The 21528-nt window shown below is 73.2% G+C and carries 20 protein-coding genes and 2 tRNA genes; 13 read left to right on the top strand and 9 right to left on the bottom strand.

Annotated features, from left to right (window positions below):
• The first annotated feature begins 6 nt into the window (after positions 1-6).
• Both ACIQVT_RS23465 and ACIQVT_RS23460 read left to right on the top strand, forming a co-directional pair.
• Positions 7-741, top strand: a complete 735-nt coding sequence (locus tag ACIQVT_RS23465) for a DUF3566 domain-containing protein (RefSeq protein ID WP_403757186.1) — start codon at positions 7-9, stop codon at positions 739-741.
• 110 nt (positions 742-851) lie between these two features.
• Positions 852-925, top strand: a tRNA-Ile gene (locus ACIQVT_RS23460).
• A gap of 191 nt (positions 926-1116) precedes the next feature.
• On the opposite strand, the gene ACIQVT_RS23455 is transcribed toward ACIQVT_RS23460, so the two are convergent.
• Both ACIQVT_RS23455 and ACIQVT_RS23450 read right to left on the bottom strand, forming a co-directional pair.
• A complete protein-coding gene (locus ACIQVT_RS23455) occupies positions 1117-1590 on the bottom strand; it encodes a hypothetical protein (protein WP_403757183.1) in 474 nt (157 codons plus the stop codon).
• A gap of 217 nt (positions 1591-1807) precedes the next feature.
• Positions 1808-6019 (bottom strand): hypothetical protein, encoded by a 4212-nt coding sequence (locus ACIQVT_RS23450; protein WP_403757180.1) that lies wholly within the window; start codon positions 6017-6019, stop codon positions 1808-1810.
• Between the two features lie 489 nt (positions 6020-6508).
• Between ACIQVT_RS23450 and ACIQVT_RS23445 the strand changes: the two genes are divergently transcribed.
• The gene (locus ACIQVT_RS23445; RefSeq protein WP_403757176.1) at positions 6509-6724 is read left to right on the top strand and encodes a ferredoxin; all 216 of its coding nucleotides are present in this window, start codon (positions 6509-6511) and stop codon (positions 6722-6724) included.
• Here the strand turns inward: ACIQVT_RS23445 and ACIQVT_RS23440 are convergent.
• Both ACIQVT_RS23440 and ACIQVT_RS23435 read right to left on the bottom strand, forming a co-directional pair.
• Positions 6714-7502, bottom strand: coding sequence for a glycosyltransferase family 2 protein (locus tag ACIQVT_RS23440; RefSeq protein WP_403757173.1), 789 nt, complete (start codon positions 7500-7502; stop codon positions 6714-6716). The genes ACIQVT_RS23445 and ACIQVT_RS23440 overlap by 11 nt on opposite strands.
• Positions 7503-7701: 199 nt before the next feature.
• The gene (locus ACIQVT_RS23435; RefSeq protein ID WP_403757169.1) at positions 7702-8043 is read right to left on the bottom strand and encodes a DUF6344 domain-containing protein; all 342 of its coding nucleotides are present in this window, start codon (positions 8041-8043) and stop codon (positions 7702-7704) included.
• Positions 8044-8299: 256 nt separating this feature from the next.
• On the opposite strand from ACIQVT_RS23435, the gene ACIQVT_RS23430 reads away from it, so the two are divergent.
• On the top strand, positions 8300-8428 hold the full coding sequence (locus ACIQVT_RS23430) for a DLW-39 family protein (RefSeq protein ID WP_003999697.1): 129 nt from the start codon (positions 8300-8302) through the stop codon (positions 8426-8428).
• 386 nt (positions 8429-8814) lie between these two features.
• Entirely contained in the window at positions 8815-10179 is a 1365-nt protein-coding gene (locus tag ACIQVT_RS23425; protein ID WP_403757166.1) for a hypothetical protein, read from the top strand.
• Here ACIQVT_RS23425 and ACIQVT_RS23420 read toward each other — a convergent pair.
• Together ACIQVT_RS23420 and ACIQVT_RS23415 are read right to left on the bottom strand one after the other, a co-directional pair.
• A complete protein-coding gene (locus ACIQVT_RS23420; RefSeq protein ID WP_403757163.1) occupies positions 10143-11474 on the bottom strand; it encodes a serine/threonine-protein kinase in 1332 nt (443 codons plus the stop codon). The genes ACIQVT_RS23425 and ACIQVT_RS23420 overlap by 37 nt on opposite strands.
• A 124-nt stretch (positions 11475-11598) precedes the next feature.
• Positions 11599-12147, bottom strand: coding sequence for a helix-turn-helix domain-containing protein (locus ACIQVT_RS23415; protein ID WP_403757160.1), 549 nt, complete (start codon positions 12145-12147; stop codon positions 11599-11601).
• A gap of 182 nt (positions 12148-12329) precedes the next feature.
• Between ACIQVT_RS23415 and ACIQVT_RS23410 the strand changes: the two genes are divergently transcribed.
• Positions 12330-12402, top strand: a tRNA-Ala gene (locus ACIQVT_RS23410).
• Between the two features lie 151 nt (positions 12403-12553).
• On the opposite strand, the gene ACIQVT_RS23405 is transcribed toward ACIQVT_RS23410, so the two are convergent.
• A complete protein-coding gene (locus ACIQVT_RS23405; RefSeq protein WP_403757157.1) occupies positions 12554-13255 on the bottom strand; it encodes a DUF5324 family protein in 702 nt (233 codons plus the stop codon).
• Between the two features lie 205 nt (positions 13256-13460).
• Here ACIQVT_RS23405 and ACIQVT_RS23400 point away from each other — a divergent pair, with 205 nt between their 5' ends.
• Positions 13461-13991, top strand: coding sequence for a peptidylprolyl isomerase (locus ACIQVT_RS23400; protein ID WP_403757152.1), 531 nt, complete (start codon positions 13461-13463; stop codon positions 13989-13991).
• A gap of 182 nt (positions 13992-14173) precedes the next feature.
• The gene (locus ACIQVT_RS23395; RefSeq protein ID WP_403757149.1) at positions 14174-15058 is read left to right on the top strand and encodes a rhomboid family intramembrane serine protease; all 885 of its coding nucleotides are present in this window, start codon (positions 14174-14176) and stop codon (positions 15056-15058) included.
• A gap of 306 nt (positions 15059-15364) precedes the next feature.
• Here the strand turns inward: ACIQVT_RS23395 and crgA are convergent, their stop codons facing one another.
• Positions 15365-15619, bottom strand: a complete 255-nt coding sequence (crgA, locus tag ACIQVT_RS23390) for a cell division protein CrgA (RefSeq protein ID WP_392197588.1) — start codon at positions 15617-15619, stop codon at positions 15365-15367.
• 151 nt (positions 15620-15770) lie between these two features.
• Between crgA and ACIQVT_RS23385 the strand changes: the two genes are divergently transcribed.
• The 5 genes from ACIQVT_RS23385 to ACIQVT_RS23365 all read left to right on the top strand — a co-directional run bounded on the left by ACIQVT_RS23385 (position 15771) and on the right by ACIQVT_RS23365 (position 19409).
• A complete protein-coding gene (locus ACIQVT_RS23385) occupies positions 15771-16559 on the top strand; it encodes a DUF881 domain-containing protein (protein ID WP_403757146.1) in 789 nt (262 codons plus the stop codon).
• A gap of 149 nt (positions 16560-16708) precedes the next feature.
• Positions 16709-16870, top strand: coding sequence for a hypothetical protein (locus ACIQVT_RS23380; protein ID WP_403757143.1), 162 nt, complete (start codon positions 16709-16711; stop codon positions 16868-16870).
• On the top strand, positions 16867-17505 hold the full coding sequence (locus ACIQVT_RS23375; protein WP_403757140.1) for an aminodeoxychorismate/anthranilate synthase component II: 639 nt from the start codon (positions 16867-16869) through the stop codon (positions 17503-17505). The genes ACIQVT_RS23380 and ACIQVT_RS23375 overlap by 4 nt, the downstream gene beginning before the upstream one ends.
• On the top strand, positions 17502-18623 hold the full coding sequence (locus ACIQVT_RS23370) for a class E sortase (RefSeq protein WP_403757137.1): 1122 nt from the start codon (positions 17502-17504) through the stop codon (positions 18621-18623). Before ACIQVT_RS23375 ends, ACIQVT_RS23370 begins: the two co-directional genes overlap by 4 nt.
• A gap of 27 nt (positions 18624-18650) precedes the next feature.
• Positions 18651-19409: a class E sortase gene (locus tag ACIQVT_RS23365; RefSeq protein ID WP_403757134.1), complete on the top strand. Its 759-nt coding sequence runs from the start codon at positions 18651-18653 to the stop codon at positions 19407-19409.
• A gap of 80 nt (positions 19410-19489) precedes the next feature.
• Here ACIQVT_RS23365 and pknB read toward each other — a convergent pair whose 3' ends face one another.
• Positions 19490-21523, bottom strand: coding sequence for a Stk1 family PASTA domain-containing Ser/Thr kinase (pknB, locus tag ACIQVT_RS23360; RefSeq protein WP_403757131.1), 2034 nt, complete (start codon positions 21521-21523; stop codon positions 19490-19492).
• Positions 21524-21528: the final 5 nt, after the last annotated feature.

Genomic DNA, 21528 nt, shown 5'->3' with positions numbered 1-21528 from the left:
GTCATCGTGAGCGGAGCCACGGGCGCCGGATCGGCCGGTACCTCCAGGGGTACGGAAACGGACGGCGGCGGCCGTGGCTCCGCCGCGCGCGCGGGGACGGCCGACGACCCGCACACGACGAACCTGAAGCCGGTGAAGGCTTCCGCGCCGGATTCGCCCGGCGCGCAGGAATCCCAGCAGGAGCCCCAGGGGGGAACCGTGACGGACACCCGAGGCCCGGCCCGGACCGGCGAGGCACAGGCGGCGTCGCCGCTTCCCGGTGAGCGGCGCCCGGAGCAAGGCGGCGGGCCGTACCACCCGCCGCAGGCCTACCCGGCGCAGGCCACCGGTGCGACCCGTAAGCCGCGCACCGGTGTGCGGACCACGCCGCGCACCCGCAAGGCCCGGCTGCGGGTGGCCAAGGCCGACCCGTGGTCGGTGATGAAGGTCAGCTTCCTGCTCTCCATCGCGCTCGGCATCTGCACGATCGTCGCCTCGGCGGTGCTGTGGATGGTCATGGACGCGATGGGCGTGTTCTCGACGGTCGGCGGCACGATCTCGGAGGCGACCGGCTCCAACGAGGCGAACGGCTTCGACCTCCAGGCGTTCCTGTCCCTCCCCCACGTCCTGATGTTCACGACGGTCATCGCGGTCATCGACGTGGTCCTGGCCACCGCCCTCGCGACGCTCGCCGCGTTCATCTACAACCTCTCCGCCGGGTTCGTGGGCGGCGTCGAGCTGACCCTGGCGGAGGACGAGTAACCGCGCGGCCGCCCGGCCGGCCAGGTGCCCGGCAACCGATTTTGGGACTGACCCCGTCGTGCGCTAATCTTCAGGAGTCAGCGCGCGGGACATACACCGCAGAGCGCGGCGGGGCTATAGCTCAGTTGGTTAGAGCGCATCCCTGATAAGGATGAGGCCACAGGTTCAAATCCTGTTAGCCCCACATACGAGGAGACCCCCGGTCCGTATGGATCGGGGGTCTTGCCGTGGACGGCCTCCTAGGGTTCGTGGCGTCCGGGTTCGTCGCCGAGGCGCTGCGCCGCTCCGGTCAGGATTCGAGGCCGGCTGCCCCCGCCACGGTCCAGGACCCTTCCCCGTGCCTCAGGGACTGATCACAGGTGGTTCCTGGTCGGGTCATCGCAGGTGGTCGCGGACCACGTCGAGGAAGTCACGCCGGGCCGGTCCGATGGTCGCCCAGACCTTCTCGTCCTGTGGTTCACCCGGCTCGTCGGGGCCGTTCCTGATCACCTTCTGGGTGGCGAACGCGAGCCGGCGTGCCGCCTCGTTCACCTCCTGCGGGCACAGCATGTGGATCTTCTTCTGTGCCAGCCACATCCGGTCCTCGGTCTGCCGCGCCCGTGGCTGCCACGGTTCGTCGGACTCGTGGTGGTGGTAGCGGTCGACGGCGACCCGTTCGGCCTCCTGCACGATCGCGAGGAAGTCGTCGAGGCAGGACAGGCGTTCGCTGCGGCGTGATTCTGCGCATTCGCGAACATCGCGGCGTATTTCGGCCCGCTCCGATGAGTGTCGCACCGAGTGCTGGGTCACTCCTGACAGGAGCCCGCCGAGCGCGACGCCGAGGAGCGGCGCGAGCGTTGTCAGTGTCATGCCGGGATGGTCGCAACGATGGCCGCGATGTCGTGGTTCTTCGGGGAGATTCGGGACAAGGCGGCCCCGTGGCGTGTAGACCGCCGTACCGGGCGCGGAACGCGAACGCCCGACCGCTGGCGACGGGGGATGCACCAGCGATCGGGCTATGGCCAAGGGTAACAAGGTTGTCGGTTCCGTGGGGGCAAGTCCGGGGGAATGACCGTACGTTGGCCGATCATCGACCACACGGGGGGTCGTAGGACAGGCGCGGCAGGTACTCGTGCCACTTGTGTCCGGTCAGTACGTTCCGGGTGACCGAGCAGATGTGCCGGATCGCCGCGTCGGCGTCCAGGCTCCACAGGCGAACCGTGTCGGCGCCGCTGGAGACGCCGAGGACGCGGGTGGCGGGGCTGAAGGCCAGGAAGTTGCCCGTCTTGGCGTTGGGGCTCATGGACTGGCCGATCGGGGTCGCCGAGGCGGGGTCGGAGACGTTCCACAGGCGGACCGTGTTGTCGTTGCCGCCGCTGGCCAGGATGTGGCCGTCCGGGCCGAAGGTGAGGGACGTGACCGCCTCGGTGTGGCCGGTGAGGCGGGCGCCCCGCGCGCTGGCCGCGGCCGGGTCGGTGACGTTCCACAGGCGCACGGTGTCGTCGTCGCTGCCGCTGGCCAGGGTGTGTCCGTCCGGGCTCCAGGCGAGGGCGTTGACGGGCCCGGAGTGCTCGGTGAGCGGCGCGCCGAGGGGGACGGGCCGGCCGGGGTCGGTGACGTTCCACAGCCGGATCGTGCTGTCGGCGCTGCCGCTGGCCAGGGAGTGGCCGTCGGGCGCGAAGACCAGCGTGTCGATGAAGCCCCGGTGGCCGGTGAGCGGCTTGCCGAGCGGGACGGCGCGCGCGGGGTCGGTGACGTTCCACAGCCGGATCGTGCGGTCGTCGTAGGCGGTGGCCAGGGTGTGGCCGTCCGGGCTCCAGGCGAGCGCGTCCGGGCCCATGAAGCGGGTCCGGAGGTGCAGCGGCGGGCCGGCGAGGACCGGGTGGGCGGGGTCGGTGACGTTCCACAGGTACACCGACTCGTCGCCGGTGAGGACGGCGAGGGTGCGGCCGTCGGGGGAGAAGGCGGGGGAGCGCTGGCCGCCGTCGGCCCGCATGAAGGGCTCGCCGAGGGGGACGGGCCGGCCGGGCCGCGTCACGTTCCACAGGCGCAGCCGGCCGTCCCGGGCGGCGGTGGCCAGGACCCGGCCGTCCGGACGGAAGGCGCCGCTCCGGCCGATCATGTCGGAGGTGGGGACCGACCACAGGCGCACCTTGCCGTCCCCGCTGCCGGTGGCCAGGGTCTTGCCGTCGGGGCTGAAGCCCAGGGCGTACATCTCGCCGCTGCTGCCCGCGAGCGGCTCGCCGACCTGGGAGGGGGAGGCCGGATCACTGACGTTCCACAGGCTCGCCGTGCTGTCCGCGCTGGCGGCGGCGAGCCGGCCGCCGTCGGGGCTGAACGCGACGGACCAGACCGGTCCGGTGTGACCGGTCAGCGGCGGGCCGGCCGCTGCCGCGTGGCCCCGGCCGGACAGGTGCCACAGCCGGACCGTGTCGTCGGCGCTGCCGCTGGCCAGGGTGTGCCCGTCCGGACTGAAGGCCACCGTGTGCACCAGGCCCGTGTGGCCCCGCAGGGTCCCGGCCGGTGCGGGCCGGCGCGGGCGGGAGAGGTCCCACAGCCGGACCGTGTCGTCGTCGCCGCCCGTCGCCAGCGTCCGCCCGTCCGGGCCGAACGCCACGCAGCGGACCGCCGCCCGGTGCCCGCGCAGCGTGGTCAGCGGGGTGGGACGGCGCCGGTCGGCCAGGTCCCACAGGCGGACGGTGTGGTCCTCGCCGGCCGAGGCCAGTGTGTGTCCGTCCGGGCTGAAGGCGACCAGGTAGATGGTGCCCTCGTGGCCGGTGAGCGGCTTGCCGAGCGGTACCGGGCGGGCGGGGTCGGTGACGTCCCACAGCCGGATGGTGCCGTCGTCGCCGGCGCTGGCGAGGGTGTGCCCGTCCGGGCTGAAGACGGCGCTGCTCACCCAGCTGGTGTGCCCGGTGAGGGGTCTGCCGAGCGGGGCCGGGCGGTGCGGGTCGGCGACGTTCCACAGCCGGACCGTGCGGTCGTAGCCGGCGGTGGCCAGGGTGTGGCCGTCGGGGCTGAAGGAGGTCAGGTAGACCGCGCCGGTGTGGCCGGTCAGGGGGGTGGCCAGGGGCGCGTTCACGATCGAGATCAGGCGGCTGTACGTGCCCTCGTCCCCGGGGCGCAGCTGGTGGGCGACCAGGTCGAGCTGGGCGGCCAGCGACGGGTCCGTGTGCTGCACCCGGTCGGCCTCGGCGAGCACCTGCTCGAACACGGCGTCGTCGCGCTGCTTCCAGGCGATCACCGCGGACCCGGCCGCGAGCAGGGCCAGCACCACCAGCGCCGCCACCGCGGCCCGGCTCAGCCACACCGTGCGCCGGTGCAGCCGTACCGACGCGGCCAGGAACTCCACCGCGCTGCGCGTCAGGTTCGTGTCGCCGGCGAGCCGGGCCCAGTTGCGGGTCTTCTCCAGCCTGGTGCCCCGGTACAGCAGCGAGTTGTCCCGTCCGGTGCTCTCCCAGGCCCGGCCGTCCTCCTCCAGCCGCTGGCGCACCAGGTGGTCGCCGCGGCCCTCGTCGATCCAGTGCCGCAGCCGCGGCCAGGCGTGCAGCAGCGCCTCGTGGGTGATCTCCACGGTGTCCGCGTCCAGCGTCACCAGCCGGGCCTGGACCAGCGCTTCGAGGGACTCCTCGGTCTTGCCGGGGTCGGCGGACTCCTCGGCCAGCTGCCGCCGGGTGCCGCGCCGCCGGGTGGCCTGGGTGTCCTCGCCGAGGCGCACCAGGCGCAGCAGCAGCAGCCGGGCGGCGGTGCGGGCCGCGGGGTCCAGGCCGGACCAGGCGCGCTCGGCGGTCGCCGCCACGGCGCCCTGGATGCCGCCCGCCGCGCGGTAGCCGGCCAGCGTCAGCCGGCCGGCCTTGCGGCGCTGCCAGGTGACCAGCAGGGCGTGCGACAGCAGGGGCAGCACGCCCGCGTCGTGCGCCCCGCGCGGGCCGTCGGCGCTCACCTCGCGCACGATCAGCTCGGCGAGCCCCGGTTCCAGCTCCAGGCCCACGGCCCTGGCCGGACCGGTCACCGCGTCGCGCAGCTCCGCGCTGGTCAGCGGGCTGAGCACCATGTGGCGGTGCTGGAGCGCGTCGGCGAGTTCCGGGTAGCCGAGGCACTGTTCGTAGAAGTCGGCGCGGATGCCGAGGACGACGAGGACGGGCGCCGGCCCGTCGGAGCCGACGCCCGGGGTGCAGGCCGCGTGCAGGAGCTGGATGAAGGTGCGCCGGTCCGCCTCGTCGGCACACAGGGTGAACGCCTCCTCGAACTGGTCCACGATGACGACCGGCCGGGTGCCTTCGGGGGCCTCGCGGCGCGCCCAGGCGGTGACCGCCGCGCGGACGGCCCGGGTGAGGTGCGGGGCGTCGGAGCCGGGCGCCGCCGGGTTCCGCGTCGCCTCCCGCTCGGCCCGGCGGGCGTCGGCGGCGACGCGGGCGAGCTCCGGGACCCGGCGGACCAGCTCCGCCAGCGGGTCGGCCCCCGGGACGAACTGGAGGACGGAGCCGGCCGGGCCGGCGCCCTCGGCGGGCGGTCCGGTGCCGGACGCGGCGGGGACGGTGAGGGCCGTGGGGGAGGTGGAGGTGCCGGCAACGGCGGCGGCCGCGCGGGGTTCCCCGGAGCTGTTGCCGGAGGGGACCCCGGAGGCGGCGGAGGCGGGGCGGCCGGGGACGGGACCGTCGGCACGGGTCCCGGCGGGTCGCGCCGCGAGGGCGCCGGCGCGGACCGCGGGCACCAGACCGGCGTTGAGGAGCGAGGACTTCCCGGCCCCGGAGGCACCGACCAGCATCACCAGCCCGCCCGCCCGTCCGGCACCGAGCAACTGGTCGACGAGCGCCCGCGTACTGCGCTCGCGGCCGAAGAACCAGCGGGCGTCCTCCTGCCGGTAGGGTGCGAGCCCCCGGTACGGGCACACCACCCCGGCGTCGGGGGGTGCCTGGGCCGGCGGCCGGCGGTTCTTCCCGGCCTCGGGCGCGGGACCGTCCCCGACCGGGCCGGCCAGCGCCCGCTCCCACAGCCGCTGCCAGTGGGCGAGGTCGTACAGGCCGGCGGAGACGGGTGCGGGACGCAGGCGCCGGGCCTCCGGGATCAGGATCTGGAGGACCGCGGCGAGGGCGGCGAACTGGGCCGGTACGTTCCTGGCCCGGCGCCAGTCGCTGATCCGCTGCGCGGAGACCCGTACGGGACGGCCGCGCTCGTCGACCCGCCGGAGTCGCACGACCGCCTCGGCGACGCTCTTGAGGGGAGGATTGCCCGCCTCCCGGTACAGCAGCGCGAGGCGTTCGGCGAAGGCTGTGCGTGCCCCTGAGTCGGAACTCAAGGTCCCACCCCTTACTTCCCGCACCCCTGGACGTCCGGACCGGAAAACTCACCTTATACGCCTGACCTGGGGAGAAGGGCTGGTAGGGAGACCGGAACCTCCTCCGGAGCGGTGACAGATGGCAGGATCCGAACCCGGTATCGGAACCGTCACACACCGTCCGGACAGGCCACCGGCCCGCGCCCGGGCAAGGCAGCGAATCGCGCCGATCGTTATCGGTCAACTTCCGCCACAGACGGGGAACGGCGACGACACCGGCGGGTGACACAGCCCGCCGGCGCTCCAGGACCGCTTCCCTTCTTCGACCCGCGCCGGTACGCCGACGTGGCGCGGGCCGACAGCCCCGCACCGTCCGGCACCGGTCCCCACGAGGGGAGGGACCGGTGCCGGGCGGGCAGGGCACACGGGCCCCCGGTGGGTTCGGCGCGGGCTTGGCCGGGCAGGACGGTCGGGGAGTCACCGAGGCCACCGCTGCCGGCTGGAGGACGTATGAAGGTGTCCGTCGACCGCTCCTTGTGCTACGGCTCGGCCGAGTGCGCCCACCGGGCGCCGGCCGTGTTCGCGTTCGAGGACGGGTACGGCGTCGTACGGTCCGGTGGCGCTCAGGCCGCCGACGACCCGCGGGACCGCGAGGCGGTGCGGGAGGCGGCCGAGCGGTGTCCGTCGCAGGCGATCCGCTGCGAGGAGCGGGAGGTCACGCCGTGACCGGTGCGGCCGGGGGCGGCGCGGCGGGCGGGTAGCTCCAGCCCAGCTCCGCCAGCGCCCGCGCCCGGTCCCGGGCGACCGCGGTGCGGGCCGCGCGCTCGGCGGGGTCGCCGTGCGGCGCCTGGCCGGTGACCTGCCCCTCCCACTTGCGGTACAGCAGTCCGGTCCGCGCCGTGAACCAGCCGCGGCTCACCGCGTCCAGCGCCAGGAGCAGACCGGTGTCCTCGGAGGCGGGCAGTGCCATCCAGCCGCCCAGGGCGGTCAGCAGCTCCCGCCGGACGCAGAGGGTCGCGGGGTGGACCGGCGCGCGGAAGTCGTTGCGGCTCCAGTGGTCCAGGACGGCACCGCGTTCGAGCGGTCCGTCGTCCGGGTCGCCGGGGAAGCCGGCCGTGGAGCCGTCGGGCAGCAGGTCCAGCGCGCGGGAGGTGGTCCAGCCGATGTCCGGCCTGGCCTCCAGCACGGCCAGGTCGCGGGCGAGCGCGCCCGGCACGAGCCGGTCGTCGGCGTCCAGGACCTTGACGTACGCGCCCTCGGCGCGCGCCAGCGCGATCGTCCGGGCCACTCCGGGTCCGCCGGGGCGTCCCTGACGGAACGTCACGCGCGGGTCGCCGTCCGGGAGGTGGGGGCGGACCTCGTCCGTGGAGCCGTCCTCCTGGACGACCCACTGCCACTCCCAGCCGTCGGGGAGCCGCTGGTCGCACAGGGAGGCGTAGGCGTCCGGCAGGAAACGGGCGGACGGGCCGTGGACAGCGGTGACGACGGAGATGCGCCGTTTCACGGCGACTCACCACCTTCCGGGCCGTGGGTCGGTCTCTCGCCGGTACCAGCATGGCGCACGGGGCGGGCACGCCCGTGCGGCGGGGGGCGGAACAGCGCGAGACCCCCGGCCGTTTCCCGGCCGGGGGTCTTCCGTGTCGACTGGTGCGTACGCAAGTCGCCGTGGTGTCGAGACGTTGCGGTACTGCGGCAGGACCGGATCAGCAGTCGAGGGACTCCGACGCGTCATCGGTGGCCGAGGTCTCCGCCTGCGTCTCGGTGCGGGGGCGGTGCCGGCAGCTCGGGGACTTCCCGTGGGCCTCCGCCCGGATCCGCTGCTTCATCGTGGGGGGCAGGGCCCTGCCGTGGGACCAGGCCCAGTGGCTCGTCGCCGCGATCGCCGGTACGGACTGCTGCGCGGTGCCGGTGCGGGGGCTCTCGGACCGGGGTCCGGCCGCGGCGGCGGTCGCGCTGCCGGCGGTGACGAGTCCGAGCGCCGTGCACAGCGCGAGGAAGGCGGTGACGATGGCGGTCCACAGCTTCATGACCTTGTTCTGGGTCATGGCCCCTCACTTTCGGGTTGGGCGATTTGCGTACTTTCCTCATGATGTGTATGAGGTTCGCGAAGTGGTGGACCGACGCCCCCGGCGCGTCGATGTTCCGATGAACACCACCCGGACGGACGCACGGGAGCGGAGAAGTCCGGCGACGCCGGAAGCGGGGCACCAAGGCCCTGACGCAGGTCACCGATCGGTATCGGCCGGTGTGTATAGTCGGGCGCCAGAGGTCCCTCACGTCAAGGAAAGACGAGGTCGCGCGGTGAAGAAGCTGCTCCTGGTCGCACTGGCCGCCATCGGCGGGCTCCTCGTGTACCGGCAGATCCAGGCGGATCGCGCCGAGCAGGACCTGTGGACGGAGGCGACCGACTCCGTGCCCACGGGTTCGTGAGTCCCGCACACCCCAGCTGAACCGACCCCGGCCGCCTTCGCGGCCGGGGTTTCGCGTTCCCGGGTCCGGTGCCCCGGGTCGCGCGGCACCGGGTGGCGTCCCGTGTTGCGGGGTGCCCGCGGGTGGGGTACGGCGGTCCTCGCGGGCGCCGCGGCGGGGCGCGGGACGGTGGCGGGCTTTTCGGACGGCCGTACGCGTGCCCCGGACGGCCGAGGGCGGGCCGGGGCAGGATGGGACGCGGACGGCGGGGCGGACCGAGCTACCGGGGGTGGCGGCACGTGCGAGGACGTACGGCGACGGCGCGGCGGCGGCACACGCCAGGACATCCACCGACGCGGTGGCGGGGCGCCGGTGGGCGCGGTGCGGCGGGTGGCCGTACCGCCCCCGTGCCACCGGGCGCCCGCGCCTCGTTCCTGCCGGTCGCCCGCGCCCGCGTCCTGTTCCCGCGAGTCGCCCGTGCCGTCCCCGTGCTCCTGGCGGCCGTCTGCGCCGTCGCCGTGCTCCTGCCGGCCGCGCCGCCGGCGGTGGCGGCCGGGGCCCGTCCGGGACCGTACGCCTTCACCCCGGGCGCCCGCGTGGTGGCGGGCGCGCCGAACACCGCCGGGGCCGCCGTACTGGACCCCGGGCGCACCTACCGCGACACCCTCCGGCGTGACGGCAGGCTGTACTACCGGTTCACGCTGGCCGCCGGGGACACCGCGTACGTCCCCGTCACCGCCGTCCCGCCGGCGGACGCCACCGTCTCCGCCACCGACGGCATCCGGGTCTCGGTCAGGGACGCGCACGGCACGTCCTGCTCGTACGCCTCCGCCCGCTTCGGCGCCGGGCTCAGCCCGCGCCCGGTCACGGCCCTCGGCCAGCGGGAGGCCGGGAAGGCGCTGTGCCGGGGCGCCGGCACGTACTACCTCCTGGTCGAACGCCTCGACGCCCAGGGGACCGGCACCGCGGCCGCGGCCGGCGCGTGGGACCTGGAGATCGCGCCCGCGACGGAACCGGCCCTGGCCCGTACCGGCGCCACCACCGCCCCACGGGCCTGGGACTCCGCCACCCCCGCTCCCCCCACCGCCGAGCCCCGCGACCGCGTCGGCGGTGCCGGCTTCACCGCCGCGCGACCGCTCGGCGAGGGCGTCTGGCGGACCCGCCTGGAACCCGGGCAGACCCGTTTCTACAAGGTGCCGCTCGACTGGGGCCGGCAGCTGTACGCCTCCGCCGGCCTCGGCGTCTCCCCCGGGCACGGCTACGTCGGCGGCGCCCTCGACCTCTCCCTGTACAACCCCGTACGCGGGTACGTCGACGACGCCTCCGTCGGCTACACCGGCACCGCCGCGCCCGCCCCCCTCCAGCCGCTGCCACCGGTGGAGTACGCCAACCGGTACGCCGTACCCACCGCGGTGACCTCCGTCCGCTTCGCCGGCGAGTACTACCTGGTGCTGCACCTCAGCGCGCGGATGGCGGCCACGTTCGGACCGGGACCGTTCGAGGTGACCCTGCGGGTCCGGGTGGGCGGACGGGCGCACCCGGGGCCGGGGTACGCCGGGCGGCCCGTGCCCGACGGCGTCCTCACGGTCACCGGTCAGGAGCGGACGGCCGCGCTGACCGGGGCCGGCGGGGGCGGCGGTGGCCGCGCGACGACCCTGGTCGCCGTCGGCGGGATCGGCGGGGGCACCGCGCTGCTGCTGTTCCTCGGCGGCTGGACGGTGCTGGCCCGGCGGGCTCAGCGCCGGATCAACGCCCAGAAGCCGACCGCGTAGAGGACGAGCGCCAGCAGCAGCAACGGGAGCGCGACACGGGCCGGGGGGCCGGGACGGCGGGCCGCGCGCCGACCGCGGCGGCCCCGGGCGGGCCGCGCGGGCGGGGGAGGCGTCCGGGGCGGTGCCAGGGGGTCGGGGGTGGTGTACGCGGCGGAGCCGGTGCCGGTCCGCGGATCCGGTCCCGGGGGCTGCCGGGGAGGCGGCAGGCGGAAGCTGCCGGTGTCCGAGAGGGAGCCGGTGCCTGTCGTACCCGTACCCGTCGTACCGGTGCCGGTCGGGCCGGTTGCCGTCGGCGGGGTCCCGTGCCACGCGCCGGGACCGGCACCGCCCGCGGGAACCGACGGACGGCCCACCCACGGGATCGTCCGCGCACCCGTGCCCGGGACCGCCTCCAGGGCCAGGCCGGAGGCCCGGACGAGGGGGCCGCCGGGTCCGAAGCCGGGGGGCAGCGGGCCGAGTTGGTCGAAGATCTCGATGACTTCGTCGTCCGGGCCCGGCTCCGGCAGGAGTCGCGCGGCGTCGGCCAGCGCCTTGCGCGCCCCCGTGGCCGTGCGGAAACGGTCCGCGGGGTCGGGCTGGAGGAGCGTGGCGACGATCTGCCAGAGCGGTTCCGGGACGCTCTGGGGCGCACCCGGCGTCCCGTGTTCCACGAAGTACTGCACGAGCGCCTTGGCGTCGGGCTTGGCGCCCTCGAGCAGGTAAAGGGCGACCAGGCCGACCGCGAACAGGTCGGCGGTGAAGTCGGGTTCGGCGCCCAGCAGCTGCTCCGGGGCGAGGTAACCGGGCGTGCCCACCACGAGGTTGGTCTCCGTCAGCCGGGGCTCGCCCAGCCGCATGGCGATGCCGAAGTCGGACAGCCGCAGCCGCGGCCGGCCCGTACCGGTGGCCTCCAGCAGCACGTTGGCGGGCTTGATGTCCCGGTGGATGACGTCCTCGGCGTGCACGGCGGCGAGCCCCGACAGCAACTGGTCGAGCAGGGTGCACACGAACACCGGCGGGAGGGGCCCGTAGTCGCCCACCAGGCGGACCAGGGAGCCGCCGCCGACCAACTCCATGGTGAACAGCACCTTGTCGTCCTCGGCGGCCCAGTTGGCCGGGGCGAGGACGTGCGGGTGGTCGATGCGCAGGGCCTGCTCGCGGACGAAGCGGAGCAGGGAGTGGGCGTCGCGCTGCTGGAGGACCTTGGCGGCCACGTAACGCCGCCGGCGGTGGTCCCAGGCCCGCCAGACGGCGCCCACACCACCGCGCCCGATCGGGTCGGCCAGTTCGTACCGGCCGGCGAAGACCTCACCCATGACAGCCGCCGCTCCTCCCCCTGGCCCTGTGGGCCCCCGTGCCCCCCGCTCCCCTTCCCTACCCACGCGGCGGGGGAAACGCGCCCCGGCCGCCCCGCCCGGCCCGGTGGCGCGGGCCGCCCCGTCAGTTCTGGTGCGCCTGGTAGTGCGCGACGGCGTCGGAGGTGCGGCCGGCACCGTAGACGCGGAGGAACTCGGCCAGCTCGGGGTGGCTCGGGGCGAGGGTCTCCGCGGCGTCGATGATGTCGCCCGCGGCGGCCACCGAACGGAGCAGCGACTGGATCTCGCGGACGACGCGCTTGACCGTGGGGGCGCCGGAACTGCCCGTGGTATGCGTGGTGTTGCTCAGCACGGAGCCTCCCTGGGACTTCCTGATCTCGTCCATGCGCTCGGTCGCCTCGGCGGCGCTGACACTGCCGTCCGCGACCTGGGCCGCCAGCTCCTGGAGCAGTTGCACCCGCTGCACCACCGCGGGGTTGCCGATCTTCGCGCGCTGGCCGCTCATCAGCTGCGAGAGCATCGGGGCGGACAGGCCCAGCACCGCCGCGAGCCGGGCCTGGTTCAGCCCGAGATCGTCGATGAGCTTACGGAAGAGCGCCCCCAACGGCTCTCCGTACCAATTCCGCTGGAGCTCCCGCGCTCTCGTGGTGGCTTCCTGCTGTGCGGCGTCCATTGCGTCTCCCCATCGCTTCCCCTGAAAACCGCGGTTCGCTGTAGCGAACCACGTCGTGCATCCTACGGAGAGTGGTCATCCGCGGGGACCCCCAATCTTTTTGCGGGATACGGGGGGTGACCCGGTACTCTGGTCTGCGGCGCCCGCCGGAACGAGCTTCTCCCGGCCGGTCGCTGCTTCCCGGGGCCTTAGCTCAGTTGGTAGAGCGCCGTCTTTGCATGGCGGATGTCAGGGGTTCGACTCCCCTAGGCTCCACACCCCGAGAGCCCCTCCGACCTGCACGAACGCAGGTCGGAGGGGCTCTTTCGCGCTCAGGGCCGATCCGCCGTGGACATGACGAACCCCTCCGGTCCGCTCGTTCGCGGGTCCGGAGGGGTTCGTCGGGTGCGGTGGGGGCCGCGGGGGGTCAGGGCTGGTCGTCGGGGTTCGTCCGCTCGTCCTGCGCCTGCTTGGCCTCGACCTCGGGGTCGAGCGGCGCGGTGCCCGTGCCGTCCACGGAGCTGAGGTGACCCGCGTCGGGGACCTCCGTCGCCGCGGACGGTTCGACCAGCCAGTCGGGGTTGGCCTGCTTGTCCCACCACTTCCACGCGGCGAACGCGCCGCCCGCGACGACGCCGATGATCACCAGCGTCCTGACGGTGCGGCCGGTCCGGGAGCGCCGTTCGTTGCGCCGGGCCAGCTTCTGGATCTGCTGGGCCGAGACCTGGCCGCGCAGCGCGGCCAGGGCGGCGGCGCCGCGTGCGGCGGCCTCGTCGCGCACCGGGGCGGTCGCGGCAACGGCCTGCTCGATCCGGGGGAGCGAGTAGTCGGCGGCCTGCCGGGCCGCCTTGCGGGTGAGTGCGGCGGCCTCGTGCGCGGCCTGGTCGACCTTCGGCGGTACGTGTGTCAGTGCCTGCTCCACACGTGGGGCGAGCCGGGCGTCGTACTGCACGCGGGCCTGTTCGGCGGCCTGCGTCACCACGGGCGCCAGCCGTACGCGTGCCTCCTGCGCATAATGCGAGGCTCGCTCCTTGGCCGTGTCGGCGTAGGGCGCCACCACTTCCGCGGCGTGCAGCACGCTGTCCTTCGCCGAACCGGTCGCGGCGCGCACGCTCTCGATGCGGGTCACGGGTTCCTCCTCCTCGGTGGCGTACGGTAATTCGACTTTCCACCCTTTTACGGATCATGCCTGTCGACGGCGGGCCCAGCATGCGCGGACGCGCATACGGGTGCCGACAACCCTCTCCCGGCGGAAGTCGCGGCCGTGCGGCGACGCGCGGGCGGGGCCGTGCAAGGATCGAGTCGTCGCAGCGCACGACGACGGAAGGCACCCCGTGGCTGAGCACCTGTATGCCACCCTGAAGACCACCCTCGGCGACATCGGGGTGCGGCTCTTCCCGCACTACGCTCCGGTCACGGTGCGGAACTTCGTCGAACTGGCCCGGGGCGAACGCGAGTGGACACACCCCCGTACCGGTGAGAAGAGCCGCGACCGGCTCTACGACGGCACGGTCTTCCACTCCGTCATCAGCGGCTTCATGATCCAGGGCGGTGATCCCCTGGGCAACGGCATCGGCGGCCCCGGCTACGGCTTCGAGGACGAGTGCCACCCCGACCTGTCCTTCAACGTGCCGTACCTGATGGCCATGGCCAACGCGGGGCCGGGCACCAACGGCTCGCAGTTCTTCATCACGGTCACCCCGAGCACCTGGCTGAACGGCAAGCGGACCATCTTCGGCGAGGTGACCGGGCCGGCCGGGCGGAAGGTCGTCGACGCCATCGCGAACGTGCCGACCGGACGCGACGACCGCCCGCTGGAGGACGTCGTCATCAAGACCGTGGTCATCGGGACGCACGGGGACTGAGCGCGGCCCGGTGGGTGGCTCCGCCCCGCGTCCGTGCCCGTCCCGCATCGGTCCCCTCCTCCCCGGAAAACCTCAGCCTTCCCGGGAAACCGCCCGCGGGAACCAACCGCGCGGCCCGTCCGTAAGGATGAACGGGGCAGGATAGTGCCGTCAGGCAGGGACACGACGACCAAGGGGACCCGATGGAGCAGGCCGCAGGCAGCGCACAGGACGCCGGGAGCGCGGCCGTGTGCTACCGGCACCCGGACCGTGAGACCGGCGTGCGCTGCACCCGGTGCGAACGCCCCATCTGCCCGGAGTGCATGGTCAGCGCCTCGGTCGGCTTCCAGTGTCCGGAATGCGCCCGCGGCGGTTCCGGTACCGGGCACGCGCCCCGGGCGTCCCGGCCGCGGACGCTCGCCGGCGGCGCGGTCACGTCCGACCCCCGGCTGCTGACCAAGATCCTCATCGGGATCAACCTCGCGGTGTTCGTCGCCGTCCAGGCCGACCGGTCGCTCCTGGAGCACCTCGTCCTGATCGGCCAGTGGCCGCCCAGGCCGTTCACGCCGACCATGGGGGTCGCCGACGGCGAGTGGTACCGCTTCGTGACGTCGATGTTCGCGCACGAGCAGTACTGGCACATCGGCTTCAACATGCTGAGCCTGTGGTGGGTCGGCGGCCCCCTCGAGGCGGCCCTGGGCCGGGCCCGCTACCTGGCGGTGTACTTCGTCTCCGGGCTGGCCGGCGGCGCGCTCACCTATCTGATCGCCTCGCCCACGACCGCGTCACTCGGTGCCTCCGGGGCGATCTTCGGGCTCTTCGGCGCGACCGCCGTGCTGATGCGCCGGCTGAACTACGACATGCGGCCGGTGATCGCCATGCTGGCGATCAACCTGGTCTTCACGTTCGGCTTCGGCAACATCGCCTGGCAGGCGCACATCGGCGGTCTGGTCGCCGGTGTCGTGACGGGGTTCGCGATGGTGCACGCCCCGAGGGAGAGGCGGGCCCTGGTGCAGTACGGCACCTGTGCCGCCGTCCTGGTGGTGTCGCTGGCGCTGGTGCTGGTCAGGAGCGCGCAGCTCGGCTGACCGGGCCTCGCGAACACCCGGCTACCGAACCGTTGTCCACAGAGGGTGTCGAACGCTGTGCACGCTGTGCGGGCACAGCTGTGCCCCCTGCCGCTCGGATGTGTTTCCGCAGGTGGGTCAGGGGGCGAACGCATGTCCGGGTGATCGCCGGCCAGTCACACCGGCGTCAACACCCGACGGGTTATCCACAGATCGTCGTTCTTTTTCCCCACTGTGGAAAACGGCTGTGGATAACTCAGTGGATAGCCGTGGGCAGAGCTGCCGCGGCCCGGGCGGACCGCGGCGCCGGCTACGGGCGGACCGCCGTCACTTCCACTGGGTGGAGACACCGAAGCCGGCGGCGATGAAACCGAAGCCGACCACGATGTTCCAGTTGTCCAGGCTGTCGATCGGCAGCGACCCGTCGGTCACGTAGAAGACGACGATCCAGGCCAGACCGATCAGGAACATGGCCAGCATGACCGGTGCGACCCAGGCACTGTTGGTGAGCTTGATGGCCTGCGCCTGCTTCGCCGTGGGCGGCGTGTAGTCGGCCTTCTTGCGGATACGTGACTTCGGCACGAGGGTCTCTCCTGTCGATGCGCTGCGTGGCCGCGCAGAGAACTGGGTCGGGCTCGGGCAGCGTACAAGGGGCCGACATGACGACTCTGTGTGCTCCCCCGGGCGTCCGTTAGCGTAGTGCTTCCGTGGCGCCGAAGGAGATAAGGGTACGTTGAGCAATTCTGCCGACTTTCCCGGGACGGGATCAACGGGCCCCGGCCCGGCCCGCCGGCCACGCCTGCGACCGGTGCGGATCCTGACGGCGGCCGTCTTCGCCCTGGCCGGGCTCATCTTCTTCACCAGCTTCGACACCGCCAGGGGCACCGACATCCGGCAGGACGGCTCCCTGCTGAAGCTGTCCGACCTGATCCAGCAGCGCAGCCGCAAGAACAAGGGGCTCGACGAGTCCAACGGGGCCCTGCGTGCCGGCGTGGAGTCGCTGGCCGAGAGCGACGACGGCAGCACCAGGGCGGAGGACCGCAAGCTCGGCGCCCTGGAGAACGACGCGGGCACCCGCGAACTCACCGGCAGGGCCGTCACCGTCACCCTCAACGACGCCCCGCCCAACGCCACCGCCAAGCTCCCCGGTTACCCCGAGCCCCAGCCCGACTACCTGGTCATCCACCAGCAGGACCTCCAGGCCGTGGTCAACGCGCTGTGGCAGGGCGGCGCCCGGGGCATCAAGGTCATGGACCAGCGGCTGATCTCCACCAGCGCGGTGCGCTGCGTCGGCAACACCCTGATCCTCCAGGGCCGCGTCTACTCGCCGCCGTACCGGATCACGGCGGTCGGCGACCCGGGACGGCTCAAGGCGGCGCTCGCGGCGAGCAAGGCGATCCAGACCTACATGGTGTACGTCAACGTCTACGGTCTCGGCTGGAAGGTCACCGACGACGGGACGGTGACCCTTCCGGGTTACTCCGGCACGGTGGACCTGCACTACGCCCGACCCGTGCGCTGACCGGCCCGCGCCCGGGTCCCCGGTGGGGGCGCACGGCTCCCACCGGGTCCGCGGAAGGCAGCGGAACCGGGGCCGCCGCGCCGCTAGTCTGGTACGCACGGCGTGGGTCTGGTGCCGTAGGGAACACGGAAGGGACGGCAGGGGACGGCATGTACGGCTGGATCTGGCGGCATCTGCCGGGTAACGCGTGGCTGAGGGCCTTCGTCTCCCTCGTACTGGTCCTGGCCGTGGTCTACGTCCTGTTCCAGTACGTCTTCCCCTGGGCCGAGCCGCTGCTGCCCTTCAACGATGTGACGGTGGACAACCAGTGAGTGCGCGGATTCTCGTCGTCGACAACTACGACAGCTTCGTCTTCAACCTCGTCCAGTACCTGTACCAGCTCGGCGCCGAGTGCGAGGTACTGCGCAACGACGAGGTGTCGACCGCGCACGCCGGGGACGGTTTCGACGGGGTGCTGCTCTCGCCCGGCCCCGGGACACCCCAGGAGGCCGGTGTGTGCGTGGACATGGTCCGCCACTGCGCCGCCACCGGCGTGCCCGTCTTCGGTGTCTGCCTCGGCATGCAGTCCATGCAGGTGGCCTACGGCGGCGTGGTCGACCGGGCGCCCGAGCTGCTGCACGGCAAGACCTCGCCGGTCGAGCACGGGGGCAAGGGCGTCTTCGCGGGCCTGCCCTCCCCCTTCACGGCGACCCGCTACCACTCCCTGGCCGCCGAGCCGGCGACCGTCCCGGCCGAGCTGGAGGTGACGGCCCGCACGCACGACGGCATCATCATGGGCCTGCGCCACCGCGAACTCCCGGTGGAGGGCGTGCAGTTCCATCCCGAGTCGGTGCTCACCGAGCACGGCCACCGGATGCTGGCCAACTGGCTCGCCGAGTGCGGCGACCAGGACGCCGTGGCCAGATCGGCGGGGCTCGCCCCGGTGGTGGGCAGGGCCACGGCGTGACCGCGCTGCGCCCCGAGCGCGAGGACACGAACGGCGGCGGCAGGCCGTACGAGTCCTCCGGCGGAGCGCGGCGGCACACCGGACGCCGGGTCGATCCGCCGACGGCCCCGATGCCCCGGCTGACCGCGGCGGGGACGCCGTGGGGCGAGGGCCGGGCAGCGACGCCGCCCCCCGCCGACGCGGAGACGATGGCGCTGCGGATCCCGCCGCCGACGCGCCCCGGCCCCCACAACGCGCCCCAGGGCCCGTCTGGGGCCTCGCCGGCCCCTTCGGCCACCGGCGTCACACCGGGCGGCCGGGCGGCCCGCAGAAAGGCCGCCAAGCGCCGCGGCGGGCGGCACGGCGGGAGCCGGGACCGGGCGGCGGCGGCCGTCCCGGCGGAACGGGACCCGGAGCGCCCGCGGTCCCGGGTCGAGGCCCGGCGGCAGGCCAAGGCGCGCAGACCCGGCCCGGCCGTCCTGGTGAGCCGGGCGCTCGGCGAGGTGTTCATCACCACCGGCGTGCTGATGCTGCTGTTCGTCACCTACCAGCTGTGGTGGACCAACGTCCGCGCGCACGCCCAGGCCGGCAGCGAGACGCACCAGCTCCAGGACGACTGGGCCAGCGGCAAGCGCACACCGGGCGCCTTCGAACCCGGCCAGGGCTTCGCCATCCTGCACATCCCCGCCCTCGACGTGGTGGCGCCCATCGCGGAGGGCGTCAGCAACGACAAGGTCCTGGACAAGGGCATGGTCGGGCACTACGGCGGGAACAGCGCGCTGAGGACGGCCATGCCCGACGCCCGGACCGGCAACTTCGGTCTCGCCGCGCACCGCAACACCCACGGTGAGCCGTTCCGGTACATCAACCGGCTCAAGGCCGGTGACGCGGTCGTCGTCGAGACGCAGGACACGTACTTCGTGTACAAGGTGACCTCGATGCTCCCGGTGACCCCTCCGTCGAACACCAGCGTGCTGGACCCCGTCCCGCCGGGCTCGGGGTTCACCCGGCCCGGCCGCTACATCACCCTCACCACCTGCACGCCGGAGTTCACCAGCAAGTACCGGCTGATCGTCTGGGGCAAGATGGTCGAGCAACGCCCGCGCAGCGAGGGCAAGCCGGACGCGCTCATCGAGTAGGGCTCATCGAGTAAGGGCAGAGGAACTGTGGCAGCGACCACCGACGAGACCGAAGACACCACCGACGCGTCCGGACCGGATCCGGACCCGGCCGCGCGCGGCCGGCGCCCCGGCCGCGTCGCCAAGGCGGTCAGCTTCTTCGGTGAACTCCTCATCACGGCGGGCGTCCTGCTGGGCCTGTTCGTCGTCTACTCGCTGTGGTGGACCAACGTCATAGCGGACCGCAAGGCGGACCGGCAGGCCGACCGGGTCCGCGAGCACTGGGCGCAGCACCAGGACAGCCGCCCGGGCGCGCTCGACACCAAGGACGGCATCGGCTTCCTGCACGTGCCGGCGATGCGCAACGGCGAGGTGCTGGTCGAGAAGGGCACCGGCACGGACATCCTCGACAACGGCGTGGCCGGCTACTACACGGACCCGGTCAGGTCCGCGCTCCCCACCACCGGCAAGACCGGCAACTTCGCGCTCGCCGCCCACCGCGACGGCCACGGCGCCAAGTTCCACAACATCGACAAGGTGCGTGTGGGCGACCCGGTCGTCTTCGAGACCCGGGACGACTGGTACGTGTACAAGGTCTACTCGGTCCTCCCCGAGACCTCGAAGTACAACGTCAAGGTCCTGTCGTCCGTGCCCAGGGAGTCCGGCCGCAAGAAGGCCGGCCACTACATCACCCTGACGACCTGCACCCCCGTCTACACCTCGCGCTACCGCTACGTCGTCTGGGGCGAACTGGTCCGGGTGCAGAAGGTCGACGCCCGCCGCACCCCGCCCGCGGAACTGCGCTGACCCCTCCCGGGACCGCCCGGAACGACGTGGGCCCCTGCCGGGATGTTCCCGGCAGGGGCCCACGGACGGGCGAGGGGGCGTCAGCCGGTGACGCCGCCGAAGAAGTTCGTGCCGCCGTTGTCCCCGCCGCCGTTGCCGTTCCCGCCACCGTTCCCGTTGCCGCCGTTGTTGTTGCCGAAGCCCAGCGTCGTCAGGGTGACGGTGGTGTTCCCCGGATCGTCGACCTGGTCGTTCTGCTTCGGGTCCTGGGCGGCGACGATCGCGGTGTCACTGCTGTCGCTGCCGCCGGCGAACTGGATGTTGGTGAAGCCCGCGGCGTTCAGCAGTTGCCGGGCCACGGCGACCGTGCGGCCACGGACGTCCGGGACCTGCGTCTTCTGCTGTTCCGCCGCCTTGCCGACGTTGATCACCACGTTGGTGTTCTTGACGACCTGCTGGCCCGCCGCCGGGTTGGTGTTCTGCACCTTGCCGTTCTGGGCGGGGTCGGTGACCGCGGTGTCGTTGCAGGTCGGTGCCAGACCCTTGGCCTGGAGCACGGCCTTCGCCTCGTCGCAGGACTTGCCGGTGACGTCGGGCACGGTGATCTTCTCCTCGGCCTTGGCGACCGTGAGCGTGATCGTGCTGCCCTTCTCCTTGCTGGCCCCGGCCTCCGGGTCCTGCGTGATGACGACACCGGGCGTGCGGGTCGACACCTGGGTCTTCTTGTCGACGTCGAAGCCCTTGGCCTGGAGTTCGGCCTCCGCCTGGTCGAACTGGGCGCCGCGCACGTCCGGCACGGTCACCTTCGGCGCGCCCGTGGAGATCACCAGGGTGACGGTGGTGTCCTTGGCGACCTTCCCGCCCGGGTCCGGGTTCTGGGTGCAGACGTTGCCCGTGGCCTGGTCGGCGCACTCCTTCTTGCTGACCGAGACCTGGAGGCCGACGTTGTCGGCCTCCTTCCGGGCCGTCTTCTCGGGCTGGCCGACGAACGTCGGCACGGTCACCTTGTCGTCGTCCGTGCCCTTGCCGCTGAACGCGTACTTGCTGATCAGGATCGCGCCGACCAGCACCAGCAGGCCCGCCACCACGAGCAGGATCGTGGAGGTGTGGGACTTCTTCTGCTGACGGCGGCGGTCCGGGCGGTCGTCGTAGCCGTAGCCGCCGTCGTCGGGTTTCATGGGCGGCAGCATGCTGGTCGCGCCGGCGCCCGCGTCCGAACGCAGGGCCGTCGTGGCCTGGTCGTCGGGGTAGCCGGCGTAACCCACCGAGCTCATCGCCGCGGTGGCCGCGACCGGCTGGCCGTCCAGGCACGCCTCGATGTCGGCGCGCATCTCGTCGGCCGACTGGTAGCGGTAGTCGGGGTCCTTGACCAGCGCCTTCAGGACGATGGCGTCCATCTCGGGGGTGATCTCGGGGTCGAAGACCGACGGGGGCTGGGGTTCCTCGCGCACGTGCTGGTAGGCGACGGCCACGGGGGAGTCGCCCACGAACGGCGGCCGTACCGTCAGCAGCTCGTAGAGCAGGCACCCGGTCGAATAGAGGTCGGACCGGGCGTCGACCTGCTCGCCCTTGGCCTGCTCCGGCGAGAGGTACTGGGCCGTGCCGATCACCGCGGCCGTCTGGGTCATGGTCATCCCGGAGTCGCCCATGGCCCGGGCGATGCCGAAGTCCATCACCTTGACCTGGCCGTTGCGGGTCAGCATGACGTTGGCCGGCTTGATGTCCCGGTGCACGATGCCGCTGCGGTGCGCGTACTCCAGGCCCTGGAGGATGCCGACGGTCATCTCCATCGCGCGCTCGGGCAGCAGCTTGCGGCCGGAGTGCAGGAGCTCGCGGAGCGTGGAACCGTCGACGTACTCCATCACGATGTACGGGATGGAGACCCCGTCGATGTAGTCCTCGCCCGTGTCGTAGACCGCGACGATCGCGGGATGGTTGAGCGAGGCGGCCGACTGGGCCTCCCGGCGGAACCGGGCCTGGAAGGACGGATCACGCGCGAGGTCCGCGCGCAGCGTCTTCACCGCCACGGTGCGGCCGAGGCGGGTGTCATGCGCGAGGTAGACCTCCGCCATGCCACCGCGGCCGAGCACCTGGCCCAGCTCGTACCGGCCGCCGAGGCGACGCGGCTCTTCCATAGCTA

Source organism: Streptomyces sp. NPDC100445 (assembly GCF_044759735.1).
Lineage (GTDB): Bacteria > Actinomycetota > Actinomycetes > Streptomycetales > Streptomycetaceae > Streptomyces.
This window is presented reverse-complemented; position numbering and strand designations above follow the sequence as displayed.